Source organism: Hyphomonas adhaerens MHS-3, from assembly GCF_000685235.1.
Lineage (GTDB): Bacteria > Pseudomonadota > Alphaproteobacteria > Caulobacterales > Hyphomonadaceae > Hyphomonas > Hyphomonas adhaerens.
In genome coordinates, this window is record NZ_ARYH01000004.1 from 67,373 (window position 1) to 92,525 (window position 25,153).

22 protein-coding genes are annotated in these 25,153 nt (G+C 62.1%); 9 read left to right on the top strand and 13 right to left on the bottom strand.

All coding sequences use genetic code 11. The annotated features are described in order from the left end of the window. Nucleotides 1-18: 18 nt before the first annotated feature. From recJ to HAD_RS16825, 3 genes are all read right to left on the bottom strand, one after another. A complete protein-coding gene (gene recJ / locus HAD_RS16815) occupies nucleotides 19-1,815 on the bottom strand; it encodes a single-stranded-DNA-specific exonuclease RecJ (protein WP_051596429.1) in 1,797 nt (598 codons plus the stop codon). 63 nt (nucleotides 1,816-1,878) lie between these two features. After that, complete coding sequence (glpX, locus tag HAD_RS16820) at nucleotides 1,879-2,832, bottom strand: class II fructose-bisphosphatase (protein ID WP_035573847.1); 954 nt, start codon at nucleotides 2,830-2,832, stop codon at nucleotides 1,879-1,881. 56 nt (nucleotides 2,833-2,888) lie between these two features. Beyond that, complete coding sequence (locus HAD_RS16825) at nucleotides 2,889-4,172, bottom strand: homoserine dehydrogenase (protein WP_084332034.1); 1,284 nt, start codon at nucleotides 4,170-4,172, stop codon at nucleotides 2,889-2,891. A gap of 153 nt (nucleotides 4,173-4,325) precedes the next feature. Here HAD_RS16825 and HAD_RS16830 point away from each other — a divergent pair, with 153 nt between their 5' ends. Next, nucleotides 4,326-5,201, top strand: a complete 876-nt coding sequence (locus HAD_RS16830; RefSeq protein ID WP_035573851.1) for a MaoC/PaaZ C-terminal domain-containing protein — start codon at nucleotides 4,326-4,328, stop codon at nucleotides 5,199-5,201. A 9-nt stretch (nucleotides 5,202-5,210) separates the two neighbouring features. Here the strand turns inward: HAD_RS16830 and HAD_RS16835 are convergent, their stop codons facing one another. Both HAD_RS16835 and HAD_RS16840 read right to left on the bottom strand, forming a co-directional pair. After that, on the bottom strand, nucleotides 5,211-6,422 hold the full coding sequence (locus tag HAD_RS16835) for an LL-diaminopimelate aminotransferase (RefSeq protein WP_035573852.1): 1,212 nt from the start codon (nucleotides 6,420-6,422) through the stop codon (nucleotides 5,211-5,213). Continuing rightward, on the bottom strand, nucleotides 6,419-6,892 hold the full coding sequence (locus HAD_RS16840; protein WP_156942322.1) for a hypothetical protein: 474 nt from the start codon (nucleotides 6,890-6,892) through the stop codon (nucleotides 6,419-6,421). The genes HAD_RS16835 and HAD_RS16840 overlap by 4 nt, the downstream gene beginning before the upstream one ends. 36 nt (nucleotides 6,893-6,928) lie before the next feature. Here HAD_RS16840 and HAD_RS16845 point away from each other — a divergent pair, with 36 nt between their 5' ends. After that, entirely contained in the window at nucleotides 6,929-8,755 is a 1,827-nt protein-coding gene (locus HAD_RS16845) for a PHA/PHB synthase family protein (RefSeq protein ID WP_051596430.1), read from the top strand. Here the strand turns inward: HAD_RS16845 and argC are convergent. From argC to rplM, 3 genes are all read right to left on the bottom strand, one after another. Beyond that, complete coding sequence (argC, locus tag HAD_RS16850) at nucleotides 8,752-9,687, bottom strand: N-acetyl-gamma-glutamyl-phosphate reductase (RefSeq protein WP_035573856.1); 936 nt, start codon at nucleotides 9,685-9,687, stop codon at nucleotides 8,752-8,754. The two genes, HAD_RS16845 and argC, sit on opposite strands and share 4 nt — an antisense overlap. A 92-nt stretch (nucleotides 9,688-9,779) precedes the next feature. Then, nucleotides 9,780-10,271, bottom strand: coding sequence for a 30S ribosomal protein S9 (gene rpsI, locus HAD_RS16855; RefSeq protein WP_035573858.1), 492 nt, complete (start codon nucleotides 10,269-10,271; stop codon nucleotides 9,780-9,782). Nucleotides 10,272-10,276: 5 nt separating this feature from the next. Further along, on the bottom strand, nucleotides 10,277-10,741 hold the full coding sequence (rplM, locus tag HAD_RS16860; protein ID WP_035573860.1) for a 50S ribosomal protein L13: 465 nt from the start codon (nucleotides 10,739-10,741) through the stop codon (nucleotides 10,277-10,279). Nucleotides 10,742-10,779: 38 nt separating this feature from the next. Here rplM and HAD_RS16865 point away from each other — a divergent pair, with 38 nt between their 5' ends. Further along, entirely contained in the window at nucleotides 10,780-11,763 is a 984-nt protein-coding gene (locus HAD_RS16865; RefSeq protein WP_035573861.1) for a hypothetical protein, read from the top strand. On the opposite strand, the gene HAD_RS16870 is transcribed toward HAD_RS16865, so the two are convergent. Beyond that, nucleotides 11,760-12,797, bottom strand: coding sequence for a COX15/CtaA family protein (locus HAD_RS16870; RefSeq protein WP_051596431.1), 1,038 nt, complete (start codon nucleotides 12,795-12,797; stop codon nucleotides 11,760-11,762). The two genes, HAD_RS16865 and HAD_RS16870, sit on opposite strands and share 4 nt — an antisense overlap. 72 nt (nucleotides 12,798-12,869) lie before the next feature. On the opposite strand from HAD_RS16870, the gene HAD_RS16875 reads away from it, so the two are divergent. The 4 genes from HAD_RS16875 to HAD_RS16890 all read left to right on the top strand — a co-directional run bounded on the left by HAD_RS16875 (nucleotide 12,870) and on the right by HAD_RS16890 (nucleotide 17,695). Next, on the top strand, nucleotides 12,870-13,076 hold the full coding sequence (locus HAD_RS16875) for a DUF2842 domain-containing protein (RefSeq protein ID WP_035573863.1): 207 nt from the start codon (nucleotides 12,870-12,872) through the stop codon (nucleotides 13,074-13,076). 217 nt (nucleotides 13,077-13,293) lie between these two features. After that, nucleotides 13,294-15,093: a PHA/PHB synthase family protein gene (locus HAD_RS16880; RefSeq protein ID WP_084332035.1), complete on the top strand. Its 1,800-nt coding sequence runs from the start codon at nucleotides 13,294-13,296 to the stop codon at nucleotides 15,091-15,093. A gap of 12 nt (nucleotides 15,094-15,105) precedes the next feature. Beyond that, entirely contained in the window at nucleotides 15,106-16,506 is a 1,401-nt protein-coding gene (locus HAD_RS16885) for a bifunctional enoyl-CoA hydratase/phosphate acetyltransferase (protein ID WP_035573864.1), read from the top strand. A gap of 1 nt (nucleotide 16,507) precedes the next feature. Beyond that, nucleotides 16,508-17,695 carry an acetate/propionate family kinase gene (locus tag HAD_RS16890; protein WP_035573871.1) on the top strand — a complete coding sequence of 396 codons (1,188 nt, stop codon included), beginning with the start codon at nucleotides 16,508-16,510 and terminating at the stop codon, nucleotides 17,693-17,695. Between the two features lie 69 nt (nucleotides 17,696-17,764). Here the strand turns inward: HAD_RS16890 and HAD_RS16895 are convergent, their stop codons facing one another. Continuing rightward, entirely contained in the window at nucleotides 17,765-18,355 is a 591-nt protein-coding gene (locus tag HAD_RS16895; RefSeq protein WP_035573873.1) for a hypothetical protein, read from the bottom strand. Nucleotides 18,356-18,667: 312 nt separating this feature from the next. Between HAD_RS16895 and HAD_RS18475 the strand changes: the two genes are divergently transcribed. Next, a complete protein-coding gene (locus tag HAD_RS18475; RefSeq protein ID WP_084332036.1) occupies nucleotides 18,668-20,779 on the top strand; it encodes an alpha/beta hydrolase in 2,112 nt (703 codons plus the stop codon). A gap of 26 nt (nucleotides 20,780-20,805) precedes the next feature. Here HAD_RS18475 and HAD_RS16915 read toward each other — a convergent pair whose 3' ends face one another. The 3 genes from HAD_RS16915 to HAD_RS16925 all read right to left on the bottom strand — a co-directional run bounded on the left by HAD_RS16915 (nucleotide 20,806) and on the right by HAD_RS16925 (nucleotide 24,450). Beyond that, entirely contained in the window at nucleotides 20,806-22,338 is a 1,533-nt protein-coding gene (locus tag HAD_RS16915) for a M20/M25/M40 family metallo-hydrolase (RefSeq protein ID WP_035573880.1), read from the bottom strand. Nucleotides 22,339-22,476: 138 nt separating this feature from the next. Then, on the bottom strand, nucleotides 22,477-23,655 hold the full coding sequence (locus tag HAD_RS16920) for a DUF3137 domain-containing protein (protein ID WP_084332037.1): 1,179 nt from the start codon (nucleotides 23,653-23,655) through the stop codon (nucleotides 22,477-22,479). 39 nt (nucleotides 23,656-23,694) lie between these two features. Further along, nucleotides 23,695-24,450, bottom strand: coding sequence for a GGDEF domain-containing protein (locus HAD_RS16925; RefSeq protein ID WP_051596433.1), 756 nt, complete (start codon nucleotides 24,448-24,450; stop codon nucleotides 23,695-23,697). Nucleotides 24,451-24,832: 382 nt separating this feature from the next. Here HAD_RS16925 and groES point away from each other — a divergent pair, with 382 nt between their 5' ends. Continuing rightward, a complete protein-coding gene (groES, locus tag HAD_RS16930) occupies nucleotides 24,833-25,123 on the top strand; it encodes a co-chaperone GroES (RefSeq protein ID WP_035573885.1) in 291 nt (96 codons plus the stop codon). Nucleotides 25,124-25,153 lie beyond the last annotated feature (30 nt).

Sequence of the window (25,153 nt, forward strand, 5' to 3'; positions counted from 1 at the left end):
CGGTTGCTGCACATTATTTCAGGCACTGGCCGCATCCATCACGTCCAGTTGCACGCGGCGTCGGCCATTCCATTCATCCGCCTTGAGACGCCCGGCCAGATGCACGCGGTTTCCAGGTTGCAGCGCCTCGCCCAGTGGTGCGCCAACAGCGCGCCAGGCAATGCAGTCGAGACGGCCTGAAGCGTCTTCAGCTGTGAATTTCCAGTGATTGGCACCGACCTGCCGGGCGTAGGAAATCTGGACCGACTGAAGGGCAAATACGGGTTCCGGCGCACCAGCGCCGAACGGACCGATTTCCGCGACCCGGTCGACAAGTTCCGGTGTCGCTGCTCCGGGCGCCAGAATGGCGTCGATGGCGAGTTCCAGTGCCGCGGCACGCTCGGCGGTAAACTGCGCCATATGAGCGACCATCCAGTCATCAAAGGCGCTGAGTTGTGTTGGTTCCAGGCTGAGGCCGCCGGCCATGGCGTGGCCGCCTCCCGAGAGGATGACGCCCTCACGTGCAGCGGCAGCAATCGCATCGCCTATGTTCACGCCTGGTACCGAACGGCCTGATCCCTTGGCGACGGGGCCAAGGCCTTTGCCCCAGCCAATCACGATACTGGGCAGATGGAACCGGTCTTTCAGACGGCCGGCAACGATACCGATGACCCCCGGGTGCCACCCTTCGCCCGAGGCAATCAGGACGCCCCGGTCAGGGGTCTTTTCCAATGCCTTCTCGGCCTGCATGATTGCTTGGTCGAGAATTGACGCCTCAACGGCCTTGCGTTCCTCATTCAGACCATGGAGCTGCTCGGCCAGCGCGATGGCCTCGGCCCTGTCGTCAGTTGCCAGCAGCTTCGCGGCGATCCACGGATCTCCCACGCGGCCGCCTGCATTCAGCCGCGGCCCCAGCATGAACGTCGCGTGATAGACCGTCTCGACCTTCTGGATGCCGGAGACCTCCGCCAGAGCGCGCAGGCCCTCATTCTGGCCGTGTGACAGCATGGCGAGCCCCTGACGCACGAAAGCACGGTTCACGCCATGAAGCGGCGCCATATCGCACAATGTGCCGAGCGCCGCGAGGTCGAGCTGCGCCATGATGTCTGGCAAGCCCTCCGGCGGGGCGATACCACGCTGACGTGCCAGCCGGTTCAGAGCAGCGACGAAGACAAACACAACACCCGCCGCGGCGAGGTGCCCCTGCCCGGATGTATCGTCCGGCCGGTTGGGGTTCACCAGCGCCAGCGTTGGTGGGTTGTGTCCTGACATGAGGTGGTGGTCGATCACGACAACGTCGAGACCGATCTGCTCGGCCTCTTCCAGCGCGCTGATAGCGGCGGCGCCGCAATCCACCGTAATGACGAGGTCCGATCCGGTCTCCTTCAGGTGCCGGAAAGCTTCCGGTGAGGGGCCGTACCCCTCCTCCAGCCGATCTGGCACATAGAGCCCGAGATCCTGCCCCCAGGCGCGGAAATAGCGCGCCAGGATTGCGGAGCTGGTGCCGCCGTCAACGTCATAGTCGGCAAAGACCGTGACGCGTCGTTTTTTAAGGATTGCGTCGAATACCACTTCCGCGGCTTTGTCCATATCGGCGAAACTGGACGGGTTCGGAAATGACTCGCGCAGGGTTGGGGCGAGATAGGCATCCGCCCTTTCCGGGGTCACGCCACGCTCGGCCAGGAGGCGTGCCAGGAGGTCTGATCCGCCAACAGCCGGGGCAAGACGGCGAACCAGCGCCTCGTCGGCATCCGCAAGCGTCCAGAACCGGCCGGTTGCGGAGCGGTCCACAGCGAACAGGCGATTGTTTTCGGCTTTTTGAGCGGTGGCTGTCATGAGGCTTCCGGGAATCTTGATTCCCGGAAGCCTATCACAGGGAGGGCGCAAACGCCCCCGGTCTTATGCCTTCCGGTTGGACCGGATGTAGCGGACCATGCCGTCGGTCGACGTCATGACCAGCGTGTGGGTGTGAACCCCGCCGTCGCGATGCTGAACACCGCTCAACATGGAGCCCTGCGTCACGCCGGTGGCGCAGAAGACCGTGTCGGACGAGGCCAGCTCGTTCAGGGCATAGGTGCGGCCAAGATCGGTGATCCCGACGCGGGCGGCGCGTTTCTTTTCGTCATCATTACGGAAGACCAGGCGGCCGAACATCTGGCCACCGACGCATTTGAGGGCCGCAGCCGCGAGGACACCTTCCGGTGCGCCGCCAGACCCCATGTAAAGGTCGATACCGGTGTGTGGATTGGTCGTGGCGATCACGCCGGCAACGTCGCCATCCGTGATCAGGGCCACACGAGCACCAACGGAGCGCAGGCTCTCGATGATGTCTTCATGGCGAGGACGATCCAGAACACAGGCAGTCATATCCGTGACATCGACGCCCTTATGTTTGGCAAGCGCGGTGATGTTCTCTGCCGGGCTGGCATCGAGGCTGATAATGCCTTCCGGATATCCCGGGCCGATGGCGATCTTGTCCATGTAGGTGTCTGGCGCGTACAGCAGACCACCCTTTGGGGCAATTGCCAGCACGGCCAACGCATTGGCCATGGCCTTCGCGGTCAACGTCGTGCCTTCCAGCGGATCCAGGGCAATGTCGATTTCAGGACCGTTTCCCGTGCCGACTTCCTCGCCGATATAGAGCATCGGAGCTTCGTCACGCTCGCCTTCGCCGATAACGACGCGACCTTTGAAATCGACCCGATTGAACGCCGTGCGCATGGCATCGACGGCAGCCGCATCGGCTTTCTTTTCGTCACCTCGACCGACCAGTTTCGACGCAGCGATGGCTGCTTCTTCGGTCACGCGCACCATGGCATCCGCCAGGCTGGGCGTCAGAACGCTGTTTTTCATACTTTTTTTATCTCCGAACGCGGGATTCTTGTCTCTTACGCCTAGACGGTAAGCAATTAGCTTGCCGCTTCGATACGAATTAGCCGAGGCGCGTCAATCGGCTTGGCTATTTTTTCCAATCGCTCAAGTGCGGCCTGCATGTTCGCACGTGGGCAACGATGAGTAATAATGACAACAGGTGCAGAGCCGGATTCTTCGCCCGATTCCTGCAAAAGCTTGTCTACCGAAACGCCTTCTTTTGCGAGCGCTTCCGTCAGGGCGGCAAGAGCGCCGGGCTGGTCTGGCAGGTAAACACGCAGGAAGAAAGGCGCCACTTCCGTCGGCGCGCCTTGCACGAACGGACGGCCCGTATGGTGCGCGGCGCGGCCGAAAGCTGGCCGGATCGCGGGCCGGAACATTTTCGCGACATCCCCCATCACTGCGCTTGCCGTCGGGCCGGCACCTGCGCCGGGGCCTGTCAGCGTGATCGCACCAACGGGGTCGCCTTCGATCCGGACAGTGTTCAGGCTGCCATTGACGCGGGCCAGCGGATGGCTTGCCGGCAGGACCAGCGGCTCAACGCGGCAGACGACGCCGTCATCGGTCAGCACACCTTCGGCAATCAGTTTGATACGGTACCCAAGACGGTCAGCCAGGCGCAGATCGAGCAGGCTGACCTTGTCGATGCCGGAGACGCTGACCTTCGAAAAATCCAGATCCGCTGAGAAGGCAATGGCTGACAGGATCGCAGCCTTGTGCGCCGCATCCATGCCCGACACGTCCAGCGTTGGGTCGGCCTCAGCAAAACCGAGCCGCTGAGCCTCGGCGAGCACGTCATCATACTCGCGTCCCTGCTCCAGCATGACCGTGGTGAGATAGTTGCACGTGCCGTTGAGGATGCCGGTGATACGTTTGACTTCGGTGCCGGCGAGGCTGTCTCGCAAGACGCGAACAACCGGGATGCCCCCGGCAACCGCTGCCTCGAACAGCAGATCGACCTGCTTCTCCTCAGCCAGGCGCGCCAGCGCCATGCCGTGCTTGGCAATCAGCGCCTTGTTTGCCGTGACAACGTGCTTCCCAGCTTTCAGGGCCGTCTCGACAGCGAACTTCGCAGGACCATCGGATCCCCCCATGAGTTCCACGAACACATCGACGTCAGGATCCTCGGCCAGCGTCGCAGCGTCGTCGAACCAGCGGTACGGGCTGATGTCGACCGGCCGGTTACGCGATTGGCTACGCGCGCTGACCCCGGTGATCTTCACTTCACCCGGCAGGCGTAAATTTTGCTGGCGCTCGACCAGTTCGATCAGGCCGCAGCCGACATGGCCGAGCCCGGCGATCCCTATCTTCAAAGGTCCCAACAGGGCCCCCTATTTGTTGCTCAATGTCCGGGCTGGTGCCTAGCTGGTTTGGCGCGCCGGGGAAAGGGGGGGACAGAGCAAACCAGCGCCATTGCAGAGGTTTCAAACAGCGTGCTTAATGCGCGGACAAAACTCACGAGGGAGGGCGAAACCATGCCGATCAATCAGGATGCCATTGGATCGAAAGGCACACCACGGACGTGGGCCTGGGATTCACGCGATGCGCTGCTCTATGCGCTTGGCGTTGGGTGCGGTGTCGCCGACCCGGTCGGTTCTGAACTGGAATTCACGACCGAGAACACGATGGGGGTCGACCAGAAAGTCCTGCCCACCTTCTGCGTCCTGGCCGGGTTCAACGCCCAGGGCGGCAAGAGCGCCATGTCGAACGCAGGAACCTATGACCCCCGCATGCTGGTGCATGGCGAACAGGGCATTCGCCTGCATCGGCCGATCCCGGTGGAAGGCGAAATTTCGATCGTGGATGAGATCACCGGCATCTATGACAAAGGCAAAGGCGCCGTGGTCGCCACAAAGGCTGAAGCGACGCTCGCCGCAGATGGCAAGCCGCTGTTCGAGCTGACCTCATCTGTCTTCATCGTCGGCGAAGGCGGTTTCGGCGGTGACAGAGGCCCATCGGACAAGACAAATGCCGCTCCGGAGCGGGCACCTGACCATGCCGTCACCTATCAGACCCGCCCGGATCAGGCCCTGCTCTACCGCCTCAGCGGCGATCGCAACCCGTTGCATTCAGACAAGAAATTCTCTGACGTCGGCGGATTCCCGAAGCCCATCCTGCATGGCCTGTGCACCTACGGGTTCACGGGGCGTGCCCTGCTGGCATCGCTGTGCGGCAATGATCCTGCCCGCTTCAAGGCGATGGACGGCCGTTTCTCGTCGCCGGTCCTGCCGGGTGAGGCCCTGACGATCAATATCTGGACCGGCGAAGGTGAGGACGGCACGGCCATCTTCCAGACCGTCGGCGGCGACGGCCGTGTCGTTCTCAACAATGGTGGGTTCAGTTACGCCTGATCCTGAAGGCTACTCGGCCGCAGCGACTGCGCCGATTTCCTTCACGCCGCGCTTCTCCAGGAACTTCCGGATGTTGCGGGCGGCCTGGCGGATGCGCTGTTCATTTTCGACGAGGGCGATACGGACATGGCCGTCGCCATGCTCGCCGAAGCCGGCGCCGGGGGCGACGGCAACATGGGCCTCATTGATGAGCTGCAGGGCAAATTCCAGGCTGCCGAGGTCCTTCAGCTGTTCCGGGATCGGCGCCCATGCGAACATGGAAGCTGCCGGGCTCGGCACCGGCCAGCCGGCACGGGTGAAGCTCTCCACCAGCACGTCGCGGCGTGACTTGTAGATGGCGCGGATATCATCCACGCAATCCTGCGGTCCATCGAGCGCAGCCACAGCAGCGACCTGAATCGGCGTGTAAGCCCCATAATCGAGATAGGATTTCACGCGGGCGAGCGCCGAAATCAGCGCCTCGTTCCCGGCCACGAAGCCCATGCGCCAGCCGGCCATGGAATAGGTCTTCGACATGGTCGTGAACTCGACCGCGATATCCTTCGCCCCATCGACCTGCAGGATCGAGGGGGTCGGTTCGTCGAAATAGATCTCGTTGTAGGCCAGATCCGAAAGGATCCAGATCTCATGCTTCTTCGCGAACTTGACGGCTTCTTTATAGAAGTCGAGATCGCAGACGGCAGCGGTCGGGTTGGACGGATAGCACAGCACCATGGCCGTTGGCGGCGGCACGGAATAATGCACGGCCTTGCCAAGGTTCGACAGGTACTGTTCCGGCGTCTGGGCTGGTACACCGCGGATAGAAGCCCCGGCGATGATGAAGCCGAAATGGTGCAGCGGATAGGATGGATCCGGCGCAAGGATCACATCGCCCGGCGCCGAAATGGCCTGGGCGAGGTTCGCAAACCCCTCCTTGGAGCCGAGCGTGACGATCACTTCCCGGTCCTTGTCCAGCTTCACATCGAAGCGCCGCTTGTAATAGTCCGTCAGCGCGCGTCGGAGGCCCGGAATCCCGCGTGAGGCGGAATAGCCGTTTACGTCCGGCCGGCGGGCGGTTTCGCACAGCTTGTCGACAATGTGCTTCGGGGTCGGCATGTCCGGGTTGCCCATGCCGAGATCGATGATGTCCGCCCCATCTGCGCGAAGGGCCGCCTTGGTGCGGTTTACCTGCTCAAAAACGTAAGGGGGAAGTCGGCGGATCTTGTGAAAATCGGTATTCATTTGCGTCTGACCTTGAGGCCTTCAGTAACTCTGGGAACGTTAAACGCAGCTTCGATCTGAGCGATCTCTTCCTGCGTCAGGAAATCGGGATCAGCGGGCAGCCCCGCGAATTCCGCTTCTACCCGCTTCAGCAGCACGGCCATCTGGCCGGCAACATCCACGGGTGGCTCCGCTCGTTCATTAGCGTCAAAATAGGCCTGCAATATGTCCACACGGGCGGCTGCGGCAGGCAGCGTCTTGCCGGGAAGCTGGTCGGCAGGGATTTCCTGCACTTCAGCCAGCTTCGGATAGCCCTCTCCCCGGATTTCCTTGCGGCGGCCATCATACCAGTCTGGCGCCTGGTCAATTGCCGCCCGAACACGGGTAAAAGAGTTCGAACAGCCCGCAATGAGCAGAATCGACACGCTTAAAAGGGGAATCGTCGTGTTTTTCATGCTGAAACTCACTAAATCACAAATATTCGGGCGCATAGTAAAGGACAGCTAAAACAGGCATAATTTGTACGAATGAGTGGCAGCGAGCGAATCAAGGAGACCCCCGCGCCCCTGGCTGAACTGATGATGAGCCAGGATCCGGCGCGTATGCAGGTGCTGATGACGACGCTCGCGTTGGCGAACGTCGAATCTCAGGGCTTGCTCGCTGACGTGATGATGGGCTCCGGCCCGCTGGGCACGGTCTCCCAAGGCGATCCGATGCGGGTGGGCGAGGCATTCCGTGCCGTCGGCTGGAGTTTCGCGACCAATCCCGCCGCCATGTTCAACGCCAATCTCGAGCTAATGACCAGCTGGATGAAGCTGTGGCAGGAAATGTCCATGGAGGCGATCTCCGGCAAGCCGGAGAAGGACAAGGACAAACGCTTTTCCGACCCCGAATGGGCTAGCAATCCGGGCTTCCGCTTTATCCGCAAAGCTTATGAAGTGAATGCCAACTGGATGAACAGCCTGGCCGACCAGGCCCCCGGCCTGCCGGAAAACCTGCAGCTGCGCGCGAAGTTCTTTACCCAGCTCCTGACCGACACGCTGTCGCCAACCAATTATCTCGGCTCAAACCCGACGGCTTTGCGCGCCTTCTTCGAAACCGGCGGCCAGAGCGTCCTGGAAGGCCTGCGCCTTGCCCGCGCGGACGTGAAGAAAGGCGGCGGCAAGCTGTATATCAGCCAGACCGATGAAACGCCGTTCAGGCTGGGCGAGAATATCGCGACTGCACCGGGCCAGGTTGTCTTCCGCAACGACCTGATCGAGCTGATCCACTATGCACCGACTCAGGAAAAGACCTATTCCCGCCCGCTGCTGATCTTCCCGCCATGGATCAACAAGTTCTACATCCTGGACCTCCAGGAAAAGAACTCAATGATCCGCTGGCTGGTCGACAAGGGTGTCCCGGTTTTCGTGGTGTCGTGGCGCTCGGCAGACGAAGTTACGCAGGACTACACCTGGGACGACTATGTCCAGAAAGGCGCCTACGCCGCGGTTGAAGCGACGATGCAGGCATCCGGCGCGACTGGCGTCAACACGGTCGGCTACTGTATCGGCGGCACGATGTTGTCATCGGCGCTCGGACACATGGCCAAGACCGGATACGACAAGATCAAATCAGCCACGTTCTTTGCCTCGCAATCGGATTTCGAACTCGCCGGCGACCTGAGAGTCTTCACCGATGGTCCGGGACGCAGTTATATCGACGGTATCATCGAAGAAAATGGCGGTGTGATGCCGGGCTCGATGATGTACGAGACATTCAATTGGCTACGCCCGATCGATCTCGTCTGGCGCTACGTCATCGACGAATACATGCTGGGCAAGGCGCCCCGCCCGTTCGACCTGCTCTATTGGAACGCCGACCAGACCAACATTCCGGGCAAGGTGCACCAGCGCTACCTGAAAGACTGTTATGACGAGAACCGCCTGTCGACGGGCAGCTTCGATGTGCTGGGCGAAACGGTGAACCTGAAAGACGTGAAGATCCCGGTCATGGTGCAGGCCAGCAAGGACGATCACATCTGCCCGTTCGAGAGCGTCTACCGGACTTCCCTGGTCTTTGGCGGCGACACGCAATTCGTCTTGTCCGGGTCCGGACATATCGCCGGTGTCGTGAACCACCCGGACGCAAAGAAATACCAGCACTGGCTGAACCCCGACCTCGCTGAGACGGGCGGCGAGTGGCTGGAAAATGCCGAAGAAGTCCCCGGCTCCTGGTGGCCGACCTGGTGGGACTGGCTGCGCCCGAAATCGGGCCGCAAGGTCGAGGCAAAGCAGCCGAAAGACATGGGCCTCGGCGCCGCACCCGGCAACTACGCCAAAGTGCGCCTCTCCGATATCGACTTGCCGCTTTAGGCTTCGAGTCCCGCCTGTTCGTCCAGCCCCAGCGCGATGTTGAGGTTCTGCACGGCCGCGCCGGATGCCCCCTTGCCGAGATTGTCGAGCCGCGCAACGAGGCGGGCTTCCTCATCTGATCCGAACACGAATAGTTCCAGCCGGTTGGTGCCGTTGCAGGCTTCCGGCTCCAGCCCCGTCAGCGCGTCACATTCCGCCAGCGAAGGCACTTTTACAAAGGCCTCCCCCTCATAGGCTTTTGCCAGCGCGGCATGCAGGTCAGCACGTTTCGGCTTTCCCGGCAGTGCCCACAGCGGCAAGGCAATCTGGGTCAGCATGCCCTGCGCAAAACGCCCGACCGACGGCAGGAACATGGGCGCATGATCCAGCCGCCCATAGCGCTTCATCTCCGGCAGGTGCTTGTGCTTCTGCGTCAGGGCGTAGATGCGGTGATTGTCCTGCGTGCCACCATCCTCGAACTCGGCGATCATTGCCTTGCCCCCGCCCGAATAGCCGGACACCGCGCTCACCGTCACCGGCAGCGATGCCGGCACAAGGCCTGCTCCGGTCAGCGGACGCATCAGGGCAATCATGCCGGTCGGGTAACAGCCCGGATTGGCAATCCGGCGGCAGGCCCGCAGGGCGGCCCGCTGTGTCTTGTCCATTTCCGGAAAGCCATAGGTCCACCCGGACGCCGTCCGGTGGGCAGAAGACGCATCGATCACCACCGTGTTGTGGCTGGTCACCAGCGACACGCCAAGGCGGGCCGCCTCGTCCGGCAGGCAGAGAATCACGGCGTCGGCCATGTTCATCAGGCGCGCGCGCTCGTCATTGTCCTTCCGCTTGTCCGGATCGATCGAGATCAATTCCAGGTCAGACCGGCCCCGCAGGCGGTCGGCAATCTGAAGTCCGGTCGTACCGGCTTCGCCATCAATGAAAACTTTGGGCAGCATTGCGTTCTCGTCCCTTTGCAAACGCAAGACAAAAGAAAAGCGGGCGCTCCGTCACCGAAGCGCCCGCCCGAAAAGAATAAACCGGATGCGGCTTAGCGCTTCGAGAACTGGAAGCTACGGCGGGCTTTCGCCTTACCGTACTTCTTACGCTCGACGACACGCGGGTCGCGGGTCATGAAGCCGAACGGCTTGAGCACGCGGCGCAGGCCCGGCTCGTAGTTCACAAGGGCGCGGGAAATGCCGTGGCGCACAGCGCCGGCCTGCCCCATGAGGCCGGAGCCTTTCACGGTGGCGATCACGTCAAACTCGGTCTCGCGGCCTGCTTCGATCAGCGGCTGGGCAATCACCATGCGCAGCACCGGGCGCGCAAAGTACTGTTCCTGGTCGCGGCCATTGATCGTGATCTTGCCGGATCCCGGCTTGATCCAGACGCGGGCGACGGCTTCCTTGCGGCGGCCGGTGCCGTAAGCACGGCCCTGAGCGTCGATTTTCGGTTCTACGAGAGTTTCCTCAGGAGCGGCGGTGATGGTTTCGTCACCAGTCATGGTGCCGAGGTCCTGGAGGGAGTTTGCAGTATCGGTCATAATGATCAGGCCGTTTTGACGTTTTTGCGGTTCATCGACGCGAAGTCGACGGTTTCGGGGCTCTGGGCCGTGTGCGGGTGCTCGGCACCGGCATAGACGCGCAGTTTCGAGAACTGCTTACGCGCCAGCGGGCTTTCTTTCGGCAGCATGCGCTTGACGGCCAGTTCGATGGCGCGCTCCGGGAAGCGGCCGGAAAGGATCTTGCCGGCCGTGGTCGACTTGATGCCGCCCGGATAACCGGTGTGGCGGTAGTAGACCTTATCAGTCAGCTTGTTGCCGGTGAATTTGGCCTTTTCCGCATTGATCACAACGACATGGTCGCCGGTATCGATGTGCGGAGTAAAGTCAGGCCGGTGCTTGCCGCGCAGGCGCTTGGCGACGTAAGAAGCAAGACGTCCGACAACGACATCAGTCGCGTCGATCACGACCCACTTATTCTCGACGTCCACGGGTGCGTTATAGGTTTTCATCGCTCTACTCAGAGCCTCTCGCTTTCGGAGTTCATGGAATGGAATTCAAGCGCTGGCGTTTAAGCGCCACATCCACCGTTGTCAACGCAGGGCTTGGTCTTGCCCTGCTTTTTGCCACGGCGGCCTGCAGCAAGCCGGAACAAGCGTCAGAATCCCCCCCGGAAACCTCTGCAATCACTGCAGATGTGGAGCTTCCGGCTGTGTGGGCGACACGTACACTGGAATCACCTGTCTCCGCAATCGCTCTTTCAGGTGGTTCACGAGGTATTCTGGCGGTCGCCTATGAGAGCGGCGGCCTGCAATTTTTCGATATGGAAGCCGAGCGGATCGGCGAACCGACCAATTTCCGCGTCAAGGCGCTGGCGGGCGGCCAGTCCACCAATATCGGCGGGAGCACGCTGACCGTATTTCCGGGCGTTGACCGCGAAGGCACCGTGAAAGCCTATGTCTTCGGCGACGGCCTGATCGCCCCGGCGCAGGTGGACCTGTCGGTCGACGGCGAAACCTTCATCGAAGGCCTCTGCTCCGGCCCGGCCGGAACGGAAGGCATCATGCGGCTCGCTTTCTGGACCCTCGGCGACAATCGGGTTCTGCAGGCCGGGATCGTCAAGGAGAACAATGGCGAACTGGCCTGGGAACGCGGCGAATCCACATTCACCGATTTCCCCATCCATTCCTGTGCCTACACCAGCGATACACTGGTCGCCTCGCCCCGGGCCATGGCGGCTGCGCCGCTGATCCGCGGCAAGGTCTCTGCGCTTCTGTCGCTGGAACCGGATTCGGGCCTCAAACTGTCCACCGATCTCGGCATGACCACGACGGACGTGAACATCCGCGACGGCCTCAGCGTCTTTGCCCCGGAGAAACCCGTCGCAATGGCCGCAATGGGCCGGATGATGTCAGGCGGCTATCCGGGCGGCGTGATTGCGCTGGCTGGCGAGGTTGAACCCGGCAAGAGCCAGGTCGTGTTCGTCGACCCGAGCCCGATCACGCTGCCGGACGAGCAAACCGGGTCGAACTAAGCCGGCGCATCCGGGCGCGCCGTCAGCCAGGCAAGGCGGACGGCCGCCAGCGTCACCACAACCCCGATCGCCTGATGCAGCAGGGCAAGGTTCATCGGCGCGGCATGCAGCAGCGTCATGATTCCCCAGATGGCCTGCAGGCTCACCAGACCGGCAAAGACGATGAAGCTGCGCCCGTGCGCGGTTTTCCGGAACACAAACGCCGCCACGAGGCTCGCTGCCCAGATCGCATAGGCAATGATCCGGTGATTGAACTGCGTTGCCGCGCGCCCTTCGAACAGGCTGCGGATACCGAGGTCGCCCTCCAGATAGTGTGACGGCACCAGCTCGCCCGCCATCAGCGGCCAGTCATTATAGCTGCGTCCGGCGTCCAGCCCCGCAACCAGCGCACCGGCCGCCATCTGCACGAACACCGCCAAGAGAAGCAGTTTCGCCGTCACCCGCACGACGCGGGACGCCGGGCTGCGCTCACGATTGCCGAGGTCCAGCCACAACCAGGCGACCATGGCGATGATGAGCAGCGCCAATATGAAGTGCGTCATCAGGCGATAAGGCGCGACATCCACCCGGGTCGTTTCGCCGATTCCGCTCGACACCATCCACCAGCCGATTGCCCCCTGAAGCCCGCCCAGGACGACGAGGCCCAGAAGCTTCGACAGAAGTGGCCGCGTCAGCCACTTTCGAACGGCGAACACGGCAATGCCCAGCACGGCAACGAGGCCGACCATCCGCCCGAAGAAACGATGCCCCCACTCCCACCAAAAGATGTGCTGGAACTCCGACATCGACATGCCGTGATTGATGTAACGGTATTCGGCCGTATCCCTGTATTTGGCGAATGCCTCGTTCCAGGCGTCCGCCGAAAGCGGCGGGATCGCCCCTTTGATCGGGTCCCATTCTGTAATCGACAGTCCGGAATCGGTCAGGCGTGTCGCCCCGCCGATCAGGATCATCGCATAGACCATCAGGCCCACCAGAATCAGCCAGCGGCGGATCCAGATGGCAGCAGCAGGGGGGATTGTGGTTTCGCTCATGCGCTTTAATTGACGTGAGGATGCCGCACGGCAAGGGTCTGCGGGGTCGCATCTGCACAAAGGACTGCATTCATGCGCAAGCCCCTCACCGCCCTGCTCCTGCTGGTCTATCTGTTCGCTTATATTGTTCTGGCCGCCACCATTGGCGGCATGACCTCGGCATGGCCGCGCTGGGCGGAGCTGGCATTCTATGTGGTGGCCGGTATTGCCTGGATCTTCCCGCTGAAGCCGCTGTTTGCCTGGATGAACAGCGGCGCACCGCCACCGGAAGACGACTAGATCTGCCTGCGCCACTGCCGCCGGTGACAAAAGCTTCACCATGTCCGAATTGACGCGCAGGCACGCGCGTGCATGCTGCAGCGCACAATTGATTTTCGGAGTTACCGCAAGGTCTTACAATCAATGGACTTTCAACCCGCCGATTAAGCAGAAGCGCAGGTTTTCCTGATAGGAAGGGTCCCGATACAGCCGCCCAACGGCCCGGAGCAGAAGCCCGATGCCCAATACACCTCGAAGCAAACCAGCCTCTCACGGCGGCAGCAGCCCGCTGCCATCTGATCCGGATGCCGCGCGCCAGGCCGCTTTCGAGGCCATGGACCGGATGCGGGACATCCTCATCAGCCGGTATTCCGGCGGCCTTTCCCCAGCCTCTCTGGCGCTGGCCTATATGGATTGGGCGCTGCACCTTCAGGCCGCCCCGGGCAAACAGCTGGAAATGGTACAGAAGGCGTTCCGCAAGAGCAGCCGGCTGTCGACCTATCTGCTCTCCACGATGGGGCAGGAGGAAGCCGATAGCTGTATCGAGCCTTTGCCTGGCGACAACCGCTTCCAAGACCCGGCCTGGCGCAAGCAGCCCTTCGGTATCTGGTCGCAATCCTTCCTTCTGACCCAACAATGGTGGCACAATCTGACCCACGACGTGCCGGGCGTCAGCCCGCACCATGAGGAGGTCGTTTCCTTCGTCGCGCGCCAGCTGCTGGACGTATATTCCCCGTCGAACAATCCTTTCACGAATCCCGAAGTGCTGGAACGGGCCCGCGAAACCGGCGGGCGGAACTTCATCGACGGCTTCAACAACTGGCGCGAAGACGTAAGCCGTCAGATCCAGCGCAAACCTCCGGTCGGCACTGAAGACTTCATCCCCGGCGAGGACGTCGCGGTCACGCCCGGCAAAGTGGTGTTCCGCAATCACCTGATCGAACTGATCCAGTATTCCCCCGCAACAAAAGAGGTTCACCCCGAACCGATTCTGATCGTGCCAGCCTGGATCATGAAATACTATATCCTCGACCTCTCCCCCGGGAATTCGATGATAAAATACCTCACGGAGCAGGGCTTCACCGTCTTCGCGATTTCGTGGCGAAATCCATCTGCCGACGATCACGACCTGTCGCTGAACGACTACCGCCGGATGGGCGTGATGGATGCGCTGGAAGCAATCAACACCATCTGTCCGGACCGGAAGGTTCACGCGACCGGCTATTGTCTCGGCGGAACTTTGCTGTCCATTGCTGCCTCCGCCATGGCGCGGGACGGCGATGACCGGCTGGCCTCTGTGTCTCTGCTGGCGGCCCAGACCGATTTCAGCGAGCCGGGTGAACTCGCCTTGTTCATTGACCACAGCCAGATGCACTTCCTTGAAAGCATCATGTGGAACCGCGGCTTCCTCTCGGCCGATGAAATGGCCGGTGCCTTCCAGCTGCTGCGGTCCAATGACCTGCTCTGGTCCCGCCTCGTTCGGGAATACATGATGGGCGAGCGTGCTCCGATGTTCGACCTCATGGCATGGAACGCCGATACGACCCGCATGCCCTACCGGATGCATGCGGAATATCTGAAGAAGCTCTACATCAACAATGATCTCGCCAACGGGCGGTTCATGGTGGAGGGCCGTCCGGTTACGCTGCAGGGGCTTCGCGCACCGATCTTCGCCGTTGGAACCGAGCACGATCATGTTGCGCCGTGGCGGTCTGTCCACAAGATCCACCAGCTGGCCGACACGGATATCACTTTCACCCTGACCAATGGCGGACACAATGCCGGCATCGTCAGCGAGCCCGGACACAATGGCCGCCACTATCACATCGCCCACCACCGGCACCGCGACCAGATCCTCAGTCCCGACCAATGGCTGGAAGCCGCGAAAGAGAAATCCGGCTCTTGGTGGGACGGCTGGTCTGCTTGGCTGGCAAAGCATTCCTCGCCCGATATGGTTCGCCCACCCAGAATGGGGGCGGCGCGCAAGGGCTATCCCGTACTTGATGAGGCGCCCGGAACCTATGTATTTGAGAGATAGGAGCCGCCACCCATGATTGAGACCTTTCTTGAGAACCGTACCTACGACCAGATCAAGGTCGGCGATACGGCATCGCTGGAGCGCACAGTTACCGAGAACGACATCGAACTGTTCGCGCTCGTTTCCGGCGATGTGAACCCGGCCCACCTCGATGCGGAGTTCGCCGCGAAGGACATCTTCGGCAAACCGGTTGCCCATGGCATGTGGACGGCGTCGCTGGTGTCCGCCGTGCTGGGCACGACCCTGCCCGGCCCCGGCTGCATCTATCTCGGCCAGACCATTGCCTTCACCAAGCCTGTCTTTCCCGGCGATACCGTCACGGCCACCGCCACCGTGCTGGAGAAGCAGGACAAGAAGCGCCTCGTCCGGCTCGAAACAATCTGCACCAATCAGGATGGCGACACCGTCCTGAAAGGTGAAGCGACCGTCATCGCCCCGAAGGACAGCGTCCGCGTCAAGCGCAAGCACATGCCGGGCATCCGCCTGCGCCGGCATGACCGCTATGATGCGTTTATTGCGCGCGCCAAGGCCTCCCCGACCGTCCGGGCCGCCATCGTTCATCCCTGCTCCGCCATCGCCATTCAGGGCGCCGTCGAGGTTCGGGACGAAGACCTGCTGGAGCCCGTCCTGATCGGCCCGCGCGCCAAGATCGAGGCGGCGGCCGAAGAAGCCGGCGTCTCGATTGACGGGTTCGATATCATCGAGACCGAGCATAGCCACGCCGCCGCCGCGACAGCCGTGGAGATGGCCGTCAAGGGTGATGTCTCCGTCCTCGTGAAAGGCAGTCTCCATACAGATGAGCTTCTTGGCGCCGTCCTCGCCCATGATTCCGGCCTGCGGACCGAACGCCGCATCAGCCATGTCTACGCCATGGATATTCCGCTTTATGACAAGCCGCTGATCGTGACCGACGCGGCCGTCAACATTCTTCCCTCCCTCGATCAAAAGCGCGACATCTGCCAGAACGCCGTGGACCTGATGCACCAGCTGGGCGTGGAAGAGCCGCTGGTCGCTGTCCTCGCCGCCGTTGAGACCGTGAACGCCGACATGCCCGCGACGCTGGATGCCGCCGCCCTCACCGTTATGGCGGCGCGTGGCCAGATCGCCGGGGCCCGCGTCGATGGCCCGCTGGCATATGACAATGCGATCAGCATGGCGGCGGCGAAAACCAAGGGCATCGTCTCGCCGGTCGCCGGGCAGGCGGACATTCTCCTGGTGCCGGACCTTGAAGCCGGCAACATGCTGGCCAAGCAGCTGATATATTTTGCCGACGCGATTGCCGCCGGCCTGATCCTCGGCGCGCGCGTGCCGATCGTGCTGACCAGCCGGGCGGATCCGCTGACCGCCCGCATGGCGTCGGCAGCGCTTGCGCGTCTCAGCGTCGGCATGACTTACACCAAGCCGGGCAGCTGAGATGTCCGGCCCGTTGCTGATGACGTTCAATGCCGGATCTTCCTCTGTGAAGATCGGCTTGTTCAGCATGGATGGCGACAGGGTTGAGCGGATCGCCCATGCGCTGATCGATTTCCGCCACCGCCCTCTCACCTTCCACCTTGTCGAAGGCAAGGCGGTGTTCGATGTCGAACTGAAGGCCGATGGCGCCGACCATCTGATCGATGTGATGACGGAGACATTGGACTGGATCTCCCAACACTATGACCTCAGTGAGCTGAGCTGTGTCGGTCACCGCGTCGTGCATGGCGGGGATGAGTTTGACGGCCCGGTCCTGATCGACGACGACTCGCTCGCCCGCATTGATGCCCTCTCCATTCTTGCGCCGCTCCACCAGCCGCAGGCGCTTCGCCTGATCCGGGCCATGCGGCAGATCCGGCCAGAGCTTATGCAGGCCGCGTCGTTCGACACCGTCTTCCACCGGACAAATCCGGAACTGATCCGCCGCTTTGCCCTGCCGCGCGAGCTGCATGACCGGGGCATCAAGCGGTATGGTTTCCATGGCCTGTCCTACAAATTCATTGCCGCCGAACTGCGCCGCCAGTTCCCGGAAGCCGCTGCCGGGCGCGTGATCGCGGCCCATCTTGGCAGCGGCGCGAGCCTTTGCGCCATGCTGGATGGCAAAAGCCAGGACACCAGCATGGGGTTCTCCACCCTCGACGGCGTGCCGATGGCGACTCGCTGCGGCGCGCTGGACTCCGGCGTGATCCTCCACCTGTTGCAGCAGGAACACCGCCCGGTCAGCGAGGTGGAAGACATGCTCTATCACCAGTCTGGCTTGAAAGGCGTCTCCGGCGGGATCAGCGCCGACTGCCGCGAGCTTCAGCGCAGCGATGATCCGCGCGCAAAAGAGGCGCTGGACCTGTTCACCCTGCGCATCGCCGGGGAAATCGGCCGCCTGTCCATGAGCATTGGCGGGCTGGACGCCGTCGTCTTCACCGCAGGCATTGGCGAGCATGATGCGATGATCCGCGCATCGGTCGCGGCACATCTGAGTTGGATGGGGCTGGAGGTGTCAGATGAAGCGAACCAGCAGAATGCCACCTGCATCTCGACCACCAGCAGCCGAGTGAAGGCCTTTATTATTCCGACCAATGAAGAACGCGTCATTGCCGATGAAGCGTTCGGCCTGTTCACGCAAGCCGGTTAATCCCTGCCGCCAGCACGTCCGCCCGGACACGCCCCTGGCGCTCCGGCGAACTCCTGATTGTCGGCAGGTTCAACTTGTGTCGGGCCAGCCCTTCAGAGCTTCGATCAGTTGCACCGTGAGACCGCCAGAAACGATGCCGAGCGCGGCGGGCATGGCGTGCGTTTTCGGCAGGGGCGTGATGAAGGGTTTCGGCTCACCGCGCACCTGTTGACGCCGGAGCGTGCGCGCCAGACATCTGGCCCGGCGCTCTGAATCCCTCAGCGTTTCCAGCATGGCCTGCCAGCGGTCGATCAGTGGTGCGGCGAGGACCGGCCCGCGATCCGGCACGATCTGCGGCCCGCGCAGAAAGTCCGGCGTTTCGCCCGCGGGCGTGGGCATGAGGGAGAAGGTGTACTTCGTTTCGTTTTCGCCTTCGGATGTCTCGAAATAATTGCTGCCCGGGCGCGGCTTGACCGGCGCGAGGTCGACATGCAGCGCCATCAGAAAAATCAGACGGCGGAGCAGAATCCCGAGCCGTTTCAGCTCTGCCTGACAGCGCCGCTTCACCGATTTCGAAATCACCTCCGGCACCTCGCGCAGCCCGGCCCTGAGGCCCGCTTCCGCAATGGCGCGCCCGATCGTTTGCCAGGCATGGGAGAAGAAATCGGTGAGGTCTGTCATGCCGGAAAGCCTGGCATGGCGCGTTATCAGACGGATTGGTGCGCCCGGCCATGCCGAAGACTCTCGGGAAAAACGTGGCCTTTCAGGGGGCTCCAGATCGCGGCGGCGTGGGACAGGGATGACTTTATCCCCCAGCGTCCGAAATTCTGTATCCCACCCATCGGGAGACTGAATTCCGGGCATTTGCGCCCAAAAACCTTCCTTACCCCAAGCAAAACTCGCGCCCTGGTTGAATGCACTGTCCATCACGGGGCTTTTCCAAATAGGCACAAACAGAACGGGCCCCAGGCGGGCCGAACCGATGAAGCCGTCATGGCACGCATGAAACAGCTCCTTCTCGCCGCTTCGGCGATCGCACTGCTCTCCGGATGCTCCGGGGGCGGCGGTGGAACGTCCAGTTCAAGCTCGCAACCTGTTTCCTCGCCGCCGCCTCCACCGCCACCGCCGCCCCCATCACCGCCGCCTCCCCCGGCCGCTCCAACGGCGGCCCCGGCGAGCCAGACTGACGTCATCTATGGTACGGGTCTTCTGAAGACCGGATCGAAATCCCTGACGCTCGACATATACCAATCGGGCGATCCATGTACCGAGGCACGCCCCTTCGTGATGCTGGTGCATGGTGGCGGGTTTGACCCGGGCACAAAATCCGACGCGCCCTGGCCAGACATTGCGCAGGACCTGACCGGTCATGACTATACCGTGCTTTCGATTGACTACCGGCAGGCTTCGGACGCCCCCGTGCCGTCTGCGGAGTTTTACCCGCTGCGGGACGCGATCCTCGCTTCCGGTGAGACGGGGATCGCAGGATCGGACGCAGCAAGCCAGGCTGACAGTCTCGCCAGTGCTATCGAGGATGGGGTCACCGCGCTGCGCTGGGCTGAAGACCATCATGATGAACTGTGCGTGGACGTGTCGCGATTTGCGATCTGGGGCGAATCCGAGGGCGCCATTATCGCGCTGCATCTGGCGTACGGCCTCGACGCGCACGCCATCTATTCCCCGGAGCCGGACGTGCTGGTCGACTATTGGGGCCGGTTTATCCATGGCGGGGAGATCACCGGGGGCGATGCCCCCCTGCTGATCCTGCATGGCGATCAGGACCAGGTCATCAGCTATGATTACGCACTGGAGATTCAGGCCGCCGCCGACAGCGCGCAGGTGCCTTATGCTTTCTATACGGTGAAAGATGGCGGGCACGGGTTCGGGGAGATCGACGACACCGCGCTGACGGTCGACGATACGACGCTCCGCCAGCATGCTGTCGATTTCATTTCCAGCCATCTGTGGCAAAGCGCACCGACGTATGAGACCCGAAGTATCAGCACGGGTCCGTTGCCACCGCCTCCTGCAGCCCCGCCGCCACCAGCACCACCGCCCCCGGCACCTCCTCCGCCTGCGCCGCCCCCACCGGCACCCCCTCCACCTGCGCCCCCGCCTCCCGCGCCACCACCACCGGCGCCTCCTCCACCTGCACCACCACCTCCCGCGCCGCCCCCGCCGGCGCCTCCTCCGCCTGCGCCGCCGCCTCCCGCACCTCCTCCTCCGGCGCCGCCCGTATCACCTCCGCCGCCGCCCTATGTGCCGGCCAGCGCAAGCAATGTCGTTTACGGAACAGGGCCTGTTGCAGGCGGGACAAAAGACCTGAAGCTTGACGTCTACCAGACAGGTGAAGCGTGCACGGATCTTCGTCCGTTCGTCATGCTGATCCATGGCGGCGGGTTTGAAGAAGGCTCCAAAAGCATGTCGCCCTGGCGCAGCATTGCCGATGACCTGACCGACCTGGGCTATACGGCGATATCAATCGACTACCGGATGATCGGCGACACGCCGCGGCCATCCACGGAATTCCGGCCCCTGCGCGACGACATCTACAGGGCCGGGCTTGGCCCTCTGATTTCGTATAATGAGGCGCTGCAGGCCGATGCCATTGCCAGCGCAATCGAAGACACCGTCACAGCCATCCGCTGGGTCGATGCGAACCAGGACGCCCTCTGTGTGGACATGTCCCGGTTCGCGGTGTGGGGAGATTCCGCCGGTGCCATCATGGGCCTGCATGCGGCTTATGGCATGGACGCCTACAACATCCCGGTTCCCGAACCGGATGTGGTGATCGACTATTGGGGCCGTTTCATTACCAATGGAAACCTGATGACCTCCGGTGAGCCGCCGGCGTTCATCCTGCATGGCACGCAGGACGATGTCGTCAATTACAATTTCGCGCTCGATATCCGGAACCAGACGAACGCGGCCGGTATTCCGTATGCCTTCTATTCTGTGACAGGCGGCAAGCATGGCTTCGAGGAAATCCCGATCGACACGCTTCGCGTCAACGGGATCTCGCTCCGCCAGCTCACGCTGGACTTTGTATCAGATCATCTGGAAGGCGGATCGCCGGGATACGAGACGCATCTCGTCCCGAAATAATGGTGCCGGGGCGCGGTTTTACCGGCTCAGTTATCCTTCTCTTCCGTACTGTCATCGAATGGGGTCAGCATCAGGCCGTGGAGTGCACGTACGCCGGCATAATAGTTCCCGATCCGCATGTTCTCATTTGCCGCGTGCTGGTTGTTGTCGGCATTCACAAGCGGCAACAACATGATGGGTGCCCCCAGCGCGCGGAGACCGGACGTCGGCACCGTTCCGCCCATCAGCGGAATGCGAACGGGCGCTTCGCCGAATGTTTCCGTCAAGGAGGTGACGATCCAGTTACCGACCGGCGCAGTCAGCGGCGTCTGAAGCGCGGGCGCACCGCCTCCCTTGGTCATGTAGGCGAGGCGCGGATAGGTTTGCCGCTCTTCCTCGGTCGGCACCCCATCCACCAGATGATACCCCTGCGCCTGGATATGCGCGCGGGCGAGTGACAGGAGACGCTGTGGCGGCGTCGCAGGAACCGTCCGCATACCAATGGCGGCTGTTGCACTTTCCGGAATAATCGTGCGGCGGGAAGCCCCGACATCGGCCGAGCGGATACCGGCGATGTTGAACGACGGATAGTTGATCGCCTCCTGATAGCTGGCGCCAACGCAATCGGCTTCGGCAATCCCGATCCTTCGGTTGATGGCGGCCTCATCGTCCGGCACCGAGGCAAAGGCGGCTTTGGTTTCCTCATCGAAGACGACGCCATCATAGAACCCCTCCACCGTCACCCGGCCGCAATCATCCTTGAATGTGGATAGCAGGCTGGCCAGAAGCTGGGCGGGATTGGGCGAATAATTGCCATAGTGACCGGAGTGCAGTTCGGTACGCGCCCCGAAAACCGTCAGTTCGAACCCGGCACCGCCACGGTGCCCGTAGACGACGGTGGGACGGTTCGAAATGTGCATCGGGCCATCCAACATGACAATCGCATCGGCCGCCAGAAGGCCTGCGTTCCGCGTCACCACATCGCCCAGGGTCCGCGGGCCGCCTTCTTCATGGGAGTCGAGGAGGATCTTGATATTCACCGCGGGCTCAAGACCTTCCGCCTGCAGCGCATTCATCGCCGCCAGCAGCATGATGATCGGCGCCTTGTCGTCTGCGGCGGAGCGGGCAAACAGGCGGTCGTCCGGATCAGCCTCCCCTTTCAGCAGGCGCTCAAGCGGCAGCACGTCTCCCCCGGCGGTCTTCAGGACCGGCGACCATGGGCTTTCCTGATCCCATTCTTCGGGATGCACCGGCTGGCCGTCCATATGGGCATAGAACAGGACCGTCTTCCGGTCCGGCGACAGATCAGGCCAGGCCGCATAGACCATCGGGGTGTCGCCATCGGCAAGCTGCTGGGCGTCGTAACCGTATCTCTGGAATTCTGCTTCGATCCAGTCGGCGTTCGCCCGGATGTCCGCAGTCGATTGCGTCGTGACGTTCGGCAAGCGCAGGAACGCCACCCATTCTTCAAGGCTGTCGACTGTGGCCGCTTCCACGGGGTCGTCAGCTGCGGCTGGCAAGGGCGCAAGACAGAGGCACATTGCTGCGGCTGCGCTGAAAAGACGAAGAGGAGAAATCATGTCTGAGGCTCCTGGCCATGATGGGATACGTGAACCCGGACACCTTGATCACGCAGGCGCCCCGGCCATCAAGGCGAGGCTGAACAACGGGGCCGATCCGGCGCAGTTCGCCCGATATCGCGGCAGCCGGCAGTCAGACTACAGGCGGCCCTGCACCCATTCGCGGGTGAGGAAGCCGTCGATCAGGTCGCAAACAAGGCCCAGTTCCGACAGTGCGGTGGAGAAGCGCCGCGGATCGACCAGGGGCCGGAAGACAGAGCCTGCCTCGAACTGGTTGTCGGCCTCCAGCGCCAGCGTCATGTGGCCCTGATCGAACAGGCCGCGCAGCTTGCCGCCGGAGAAGTGGCGTTCCAGGGCGATCAGGCGCTCCATCCGGTCCGGAGAGAGCAAGGCCCGCGCCTCGACCTGGTCGCTGGAATAGACGGTGAAAGCCTCGTCGAGTTCCCGGGAGATCAGCTGCACCTTGTCGAGGTCGCCCGCGCCCTTGCCGCGTTTCCACCAGCCTGAACGCGCCATCAGCGTGCGGCCGGAAAAGCGCTGGGGGTATTCGATATGAATCAGGATGCCCTGGAAAACGGTCTGGCTGTTCTTGCCGCCGGTATCGAGCTTCGCTTCGACAAGCGCGAATTTGGTCCCAGCACGCTCGCCTTCGATCAGGTCTTCGAATTTACGCTGGCTGTGGCCCGGCAGAAGCGCCGCATCTTTCAGGATCTGATAGGCCGGGGTCGGCGCCGGATTGCCGGACGCATCATGCGTGGTGACCTGGACATCGCCGAACAGGGTGGAGATCTTGCGCGCCTTGCCGGTCTGCGGTCCGTTGACGGCTTCCATCAATTCCTTGCTGCGCGTTTTGAGCGACTGAAAATCCTCAATGCCGGAAAGGTCCGGATGCAGGGTTTCATAGCGGAAGCCGAACGGCCTGCAGGCCGTCTTGAGGATGAGGTCCTTGGTCTGGGACTTCATCGAATAGACTTTCAGCCAGTCGAAGCCTGAGATGCCCGCGACGAGAATGGCGCCGATAAAGAAGGATAGCGGAAAGAAGAAGCCCGGCCCGCCTAACAGGACCATCATGGCGATGATCACCGGCACAGCCACGAGGACGCCAAGAACGGTGCGGGACTTTGCACGCGCAATGGTTTGCTTGCGGAGCGTCTCCCGCACGCCGAGTTCGGGGGCAAGTTCCGTTTCCCAGATCCGCTCGACGTCCGCGAATTCCGGCCTCTGGCGCGCCAGCAGGCTCAGCGGTTGCGCATTGCGGATCGCGGCATCGATTTCGCTGGTATTGCCGATTTCCATGGCGATTCCCCCTTCACGCATTCATGCCGTGCGAGAAGGCAGGAATCCAGCCCGGACCGGTCAGGCAGAAACGGCGAGGCGCGGCCCGGCATAGGTGACGCGGTTGCGCCCCGTGGTTTTCGAGACGTAGAGCGCGCGGTCGGCAGCTTCCAGCACGCGGTCCAGCGAGGCGTCGCCCGAAAGCATTTCGAACCCGAAGCTGGCGGTAATGGACAGGGACTTCCCATTGTATTCGATCTCGGCATGCTCCAGCCGCTCGCGCAGGCGGTCGCAGACCAGCCAGGCCTGGTCGCGGTTGACCTGCGACAGGAGCACAACGAACTCCTCCCCGCCCCAGCGGCCCAGCTTGTCAAAAGGCCCGCGCAGCTCGGAATAGGCAATCTCCGCGATCCGTTTCAGGATGGCATCCCCGGCCTGGTGTCCATGAAGGTCGTTGACTCGTTTGAACTGGTCGAGGTCGAACAGGACGACCGCGGCCATGCCGCCGGCGCGTTTCTGGCGATGTATCTCGTCTTCGGCCGAAATGCGGAAGAAGCGGCGGTTCAGCAGGCCGGTCAGCGGGTCGGTGGAGGCCAGGGATTCAAGTTGGCGCTGGTAACGCTTCAGCTGGAACTCGTGTTGGGACGCAATAGTGGCCGTCGGAATGGCGACGCAGGCCGCCACAACAAGGTTCGCCACCAGGAAACGCCGCGGATCGTCAAGCATGCCGATCTGATAGACAAAGACCGAAAAGGTGAATGACAGGCAAAGCGCTGTCATCGCAACAAAGACGAAGAACGTCAGTGAATCCTTGATGTCCCGTGCGTATGCGCTCATCCGCCCTGCTCTCCTAATTTGATGCCCGGTATCCTACCCGAATGTGCGGTGGTTATTACACATAATGGCTACCGCCCCGCCAAATTGCGTCGGCAAATTTGGCGATGCGGTTTCAGACTTTGGAAATGGGTTCGGCCAGGCCAGAGCGGCTTCTCTTTATAATTGAGGGGCGGCACGCCTTCGCCGGGGACGCCACTTTCGGCGTAAACAGGCCACAACCGGCAAAAAAATTTACAACGATCCTGTTGACGCTATTGGGTCCGCGCCCTACTTCCGCATCACCGCTAGCAGTCAGCAGTGGTGAGTGCTAATTCGCTGCTGAAGGCCGCTGGCTCCCGTGAGATCAATTCAAACTCGCATACAAGATTAGAGGGCAAAAGCCATGAAACTTCGTCCCCTGCACGATCGCGTCGTCGTACGCCGCGTCAAGGAAGAGGAAAAGACCAAGGGCGGCATCATCATCCCCGACACGGCAAAGGAAAAGCCGCAGGAAGGTGAAGTGGTCGCAGTCGGTAAAGGCCTGGCCGGTGAAGACGGCAAAACCGTCGCGCTGGACGTCAAAAAGGGCGACCGCGTCCTGTTCGGCAAATGGTCCGGCACGGAAGTCACCGTTGATGGCGACGACCTGCTCATCATGAAAGAGAGCGACATCATGGGTGTGCTGGAGAAATAATCTCCGCCCCTGACCGCTTTCCAGAAATAC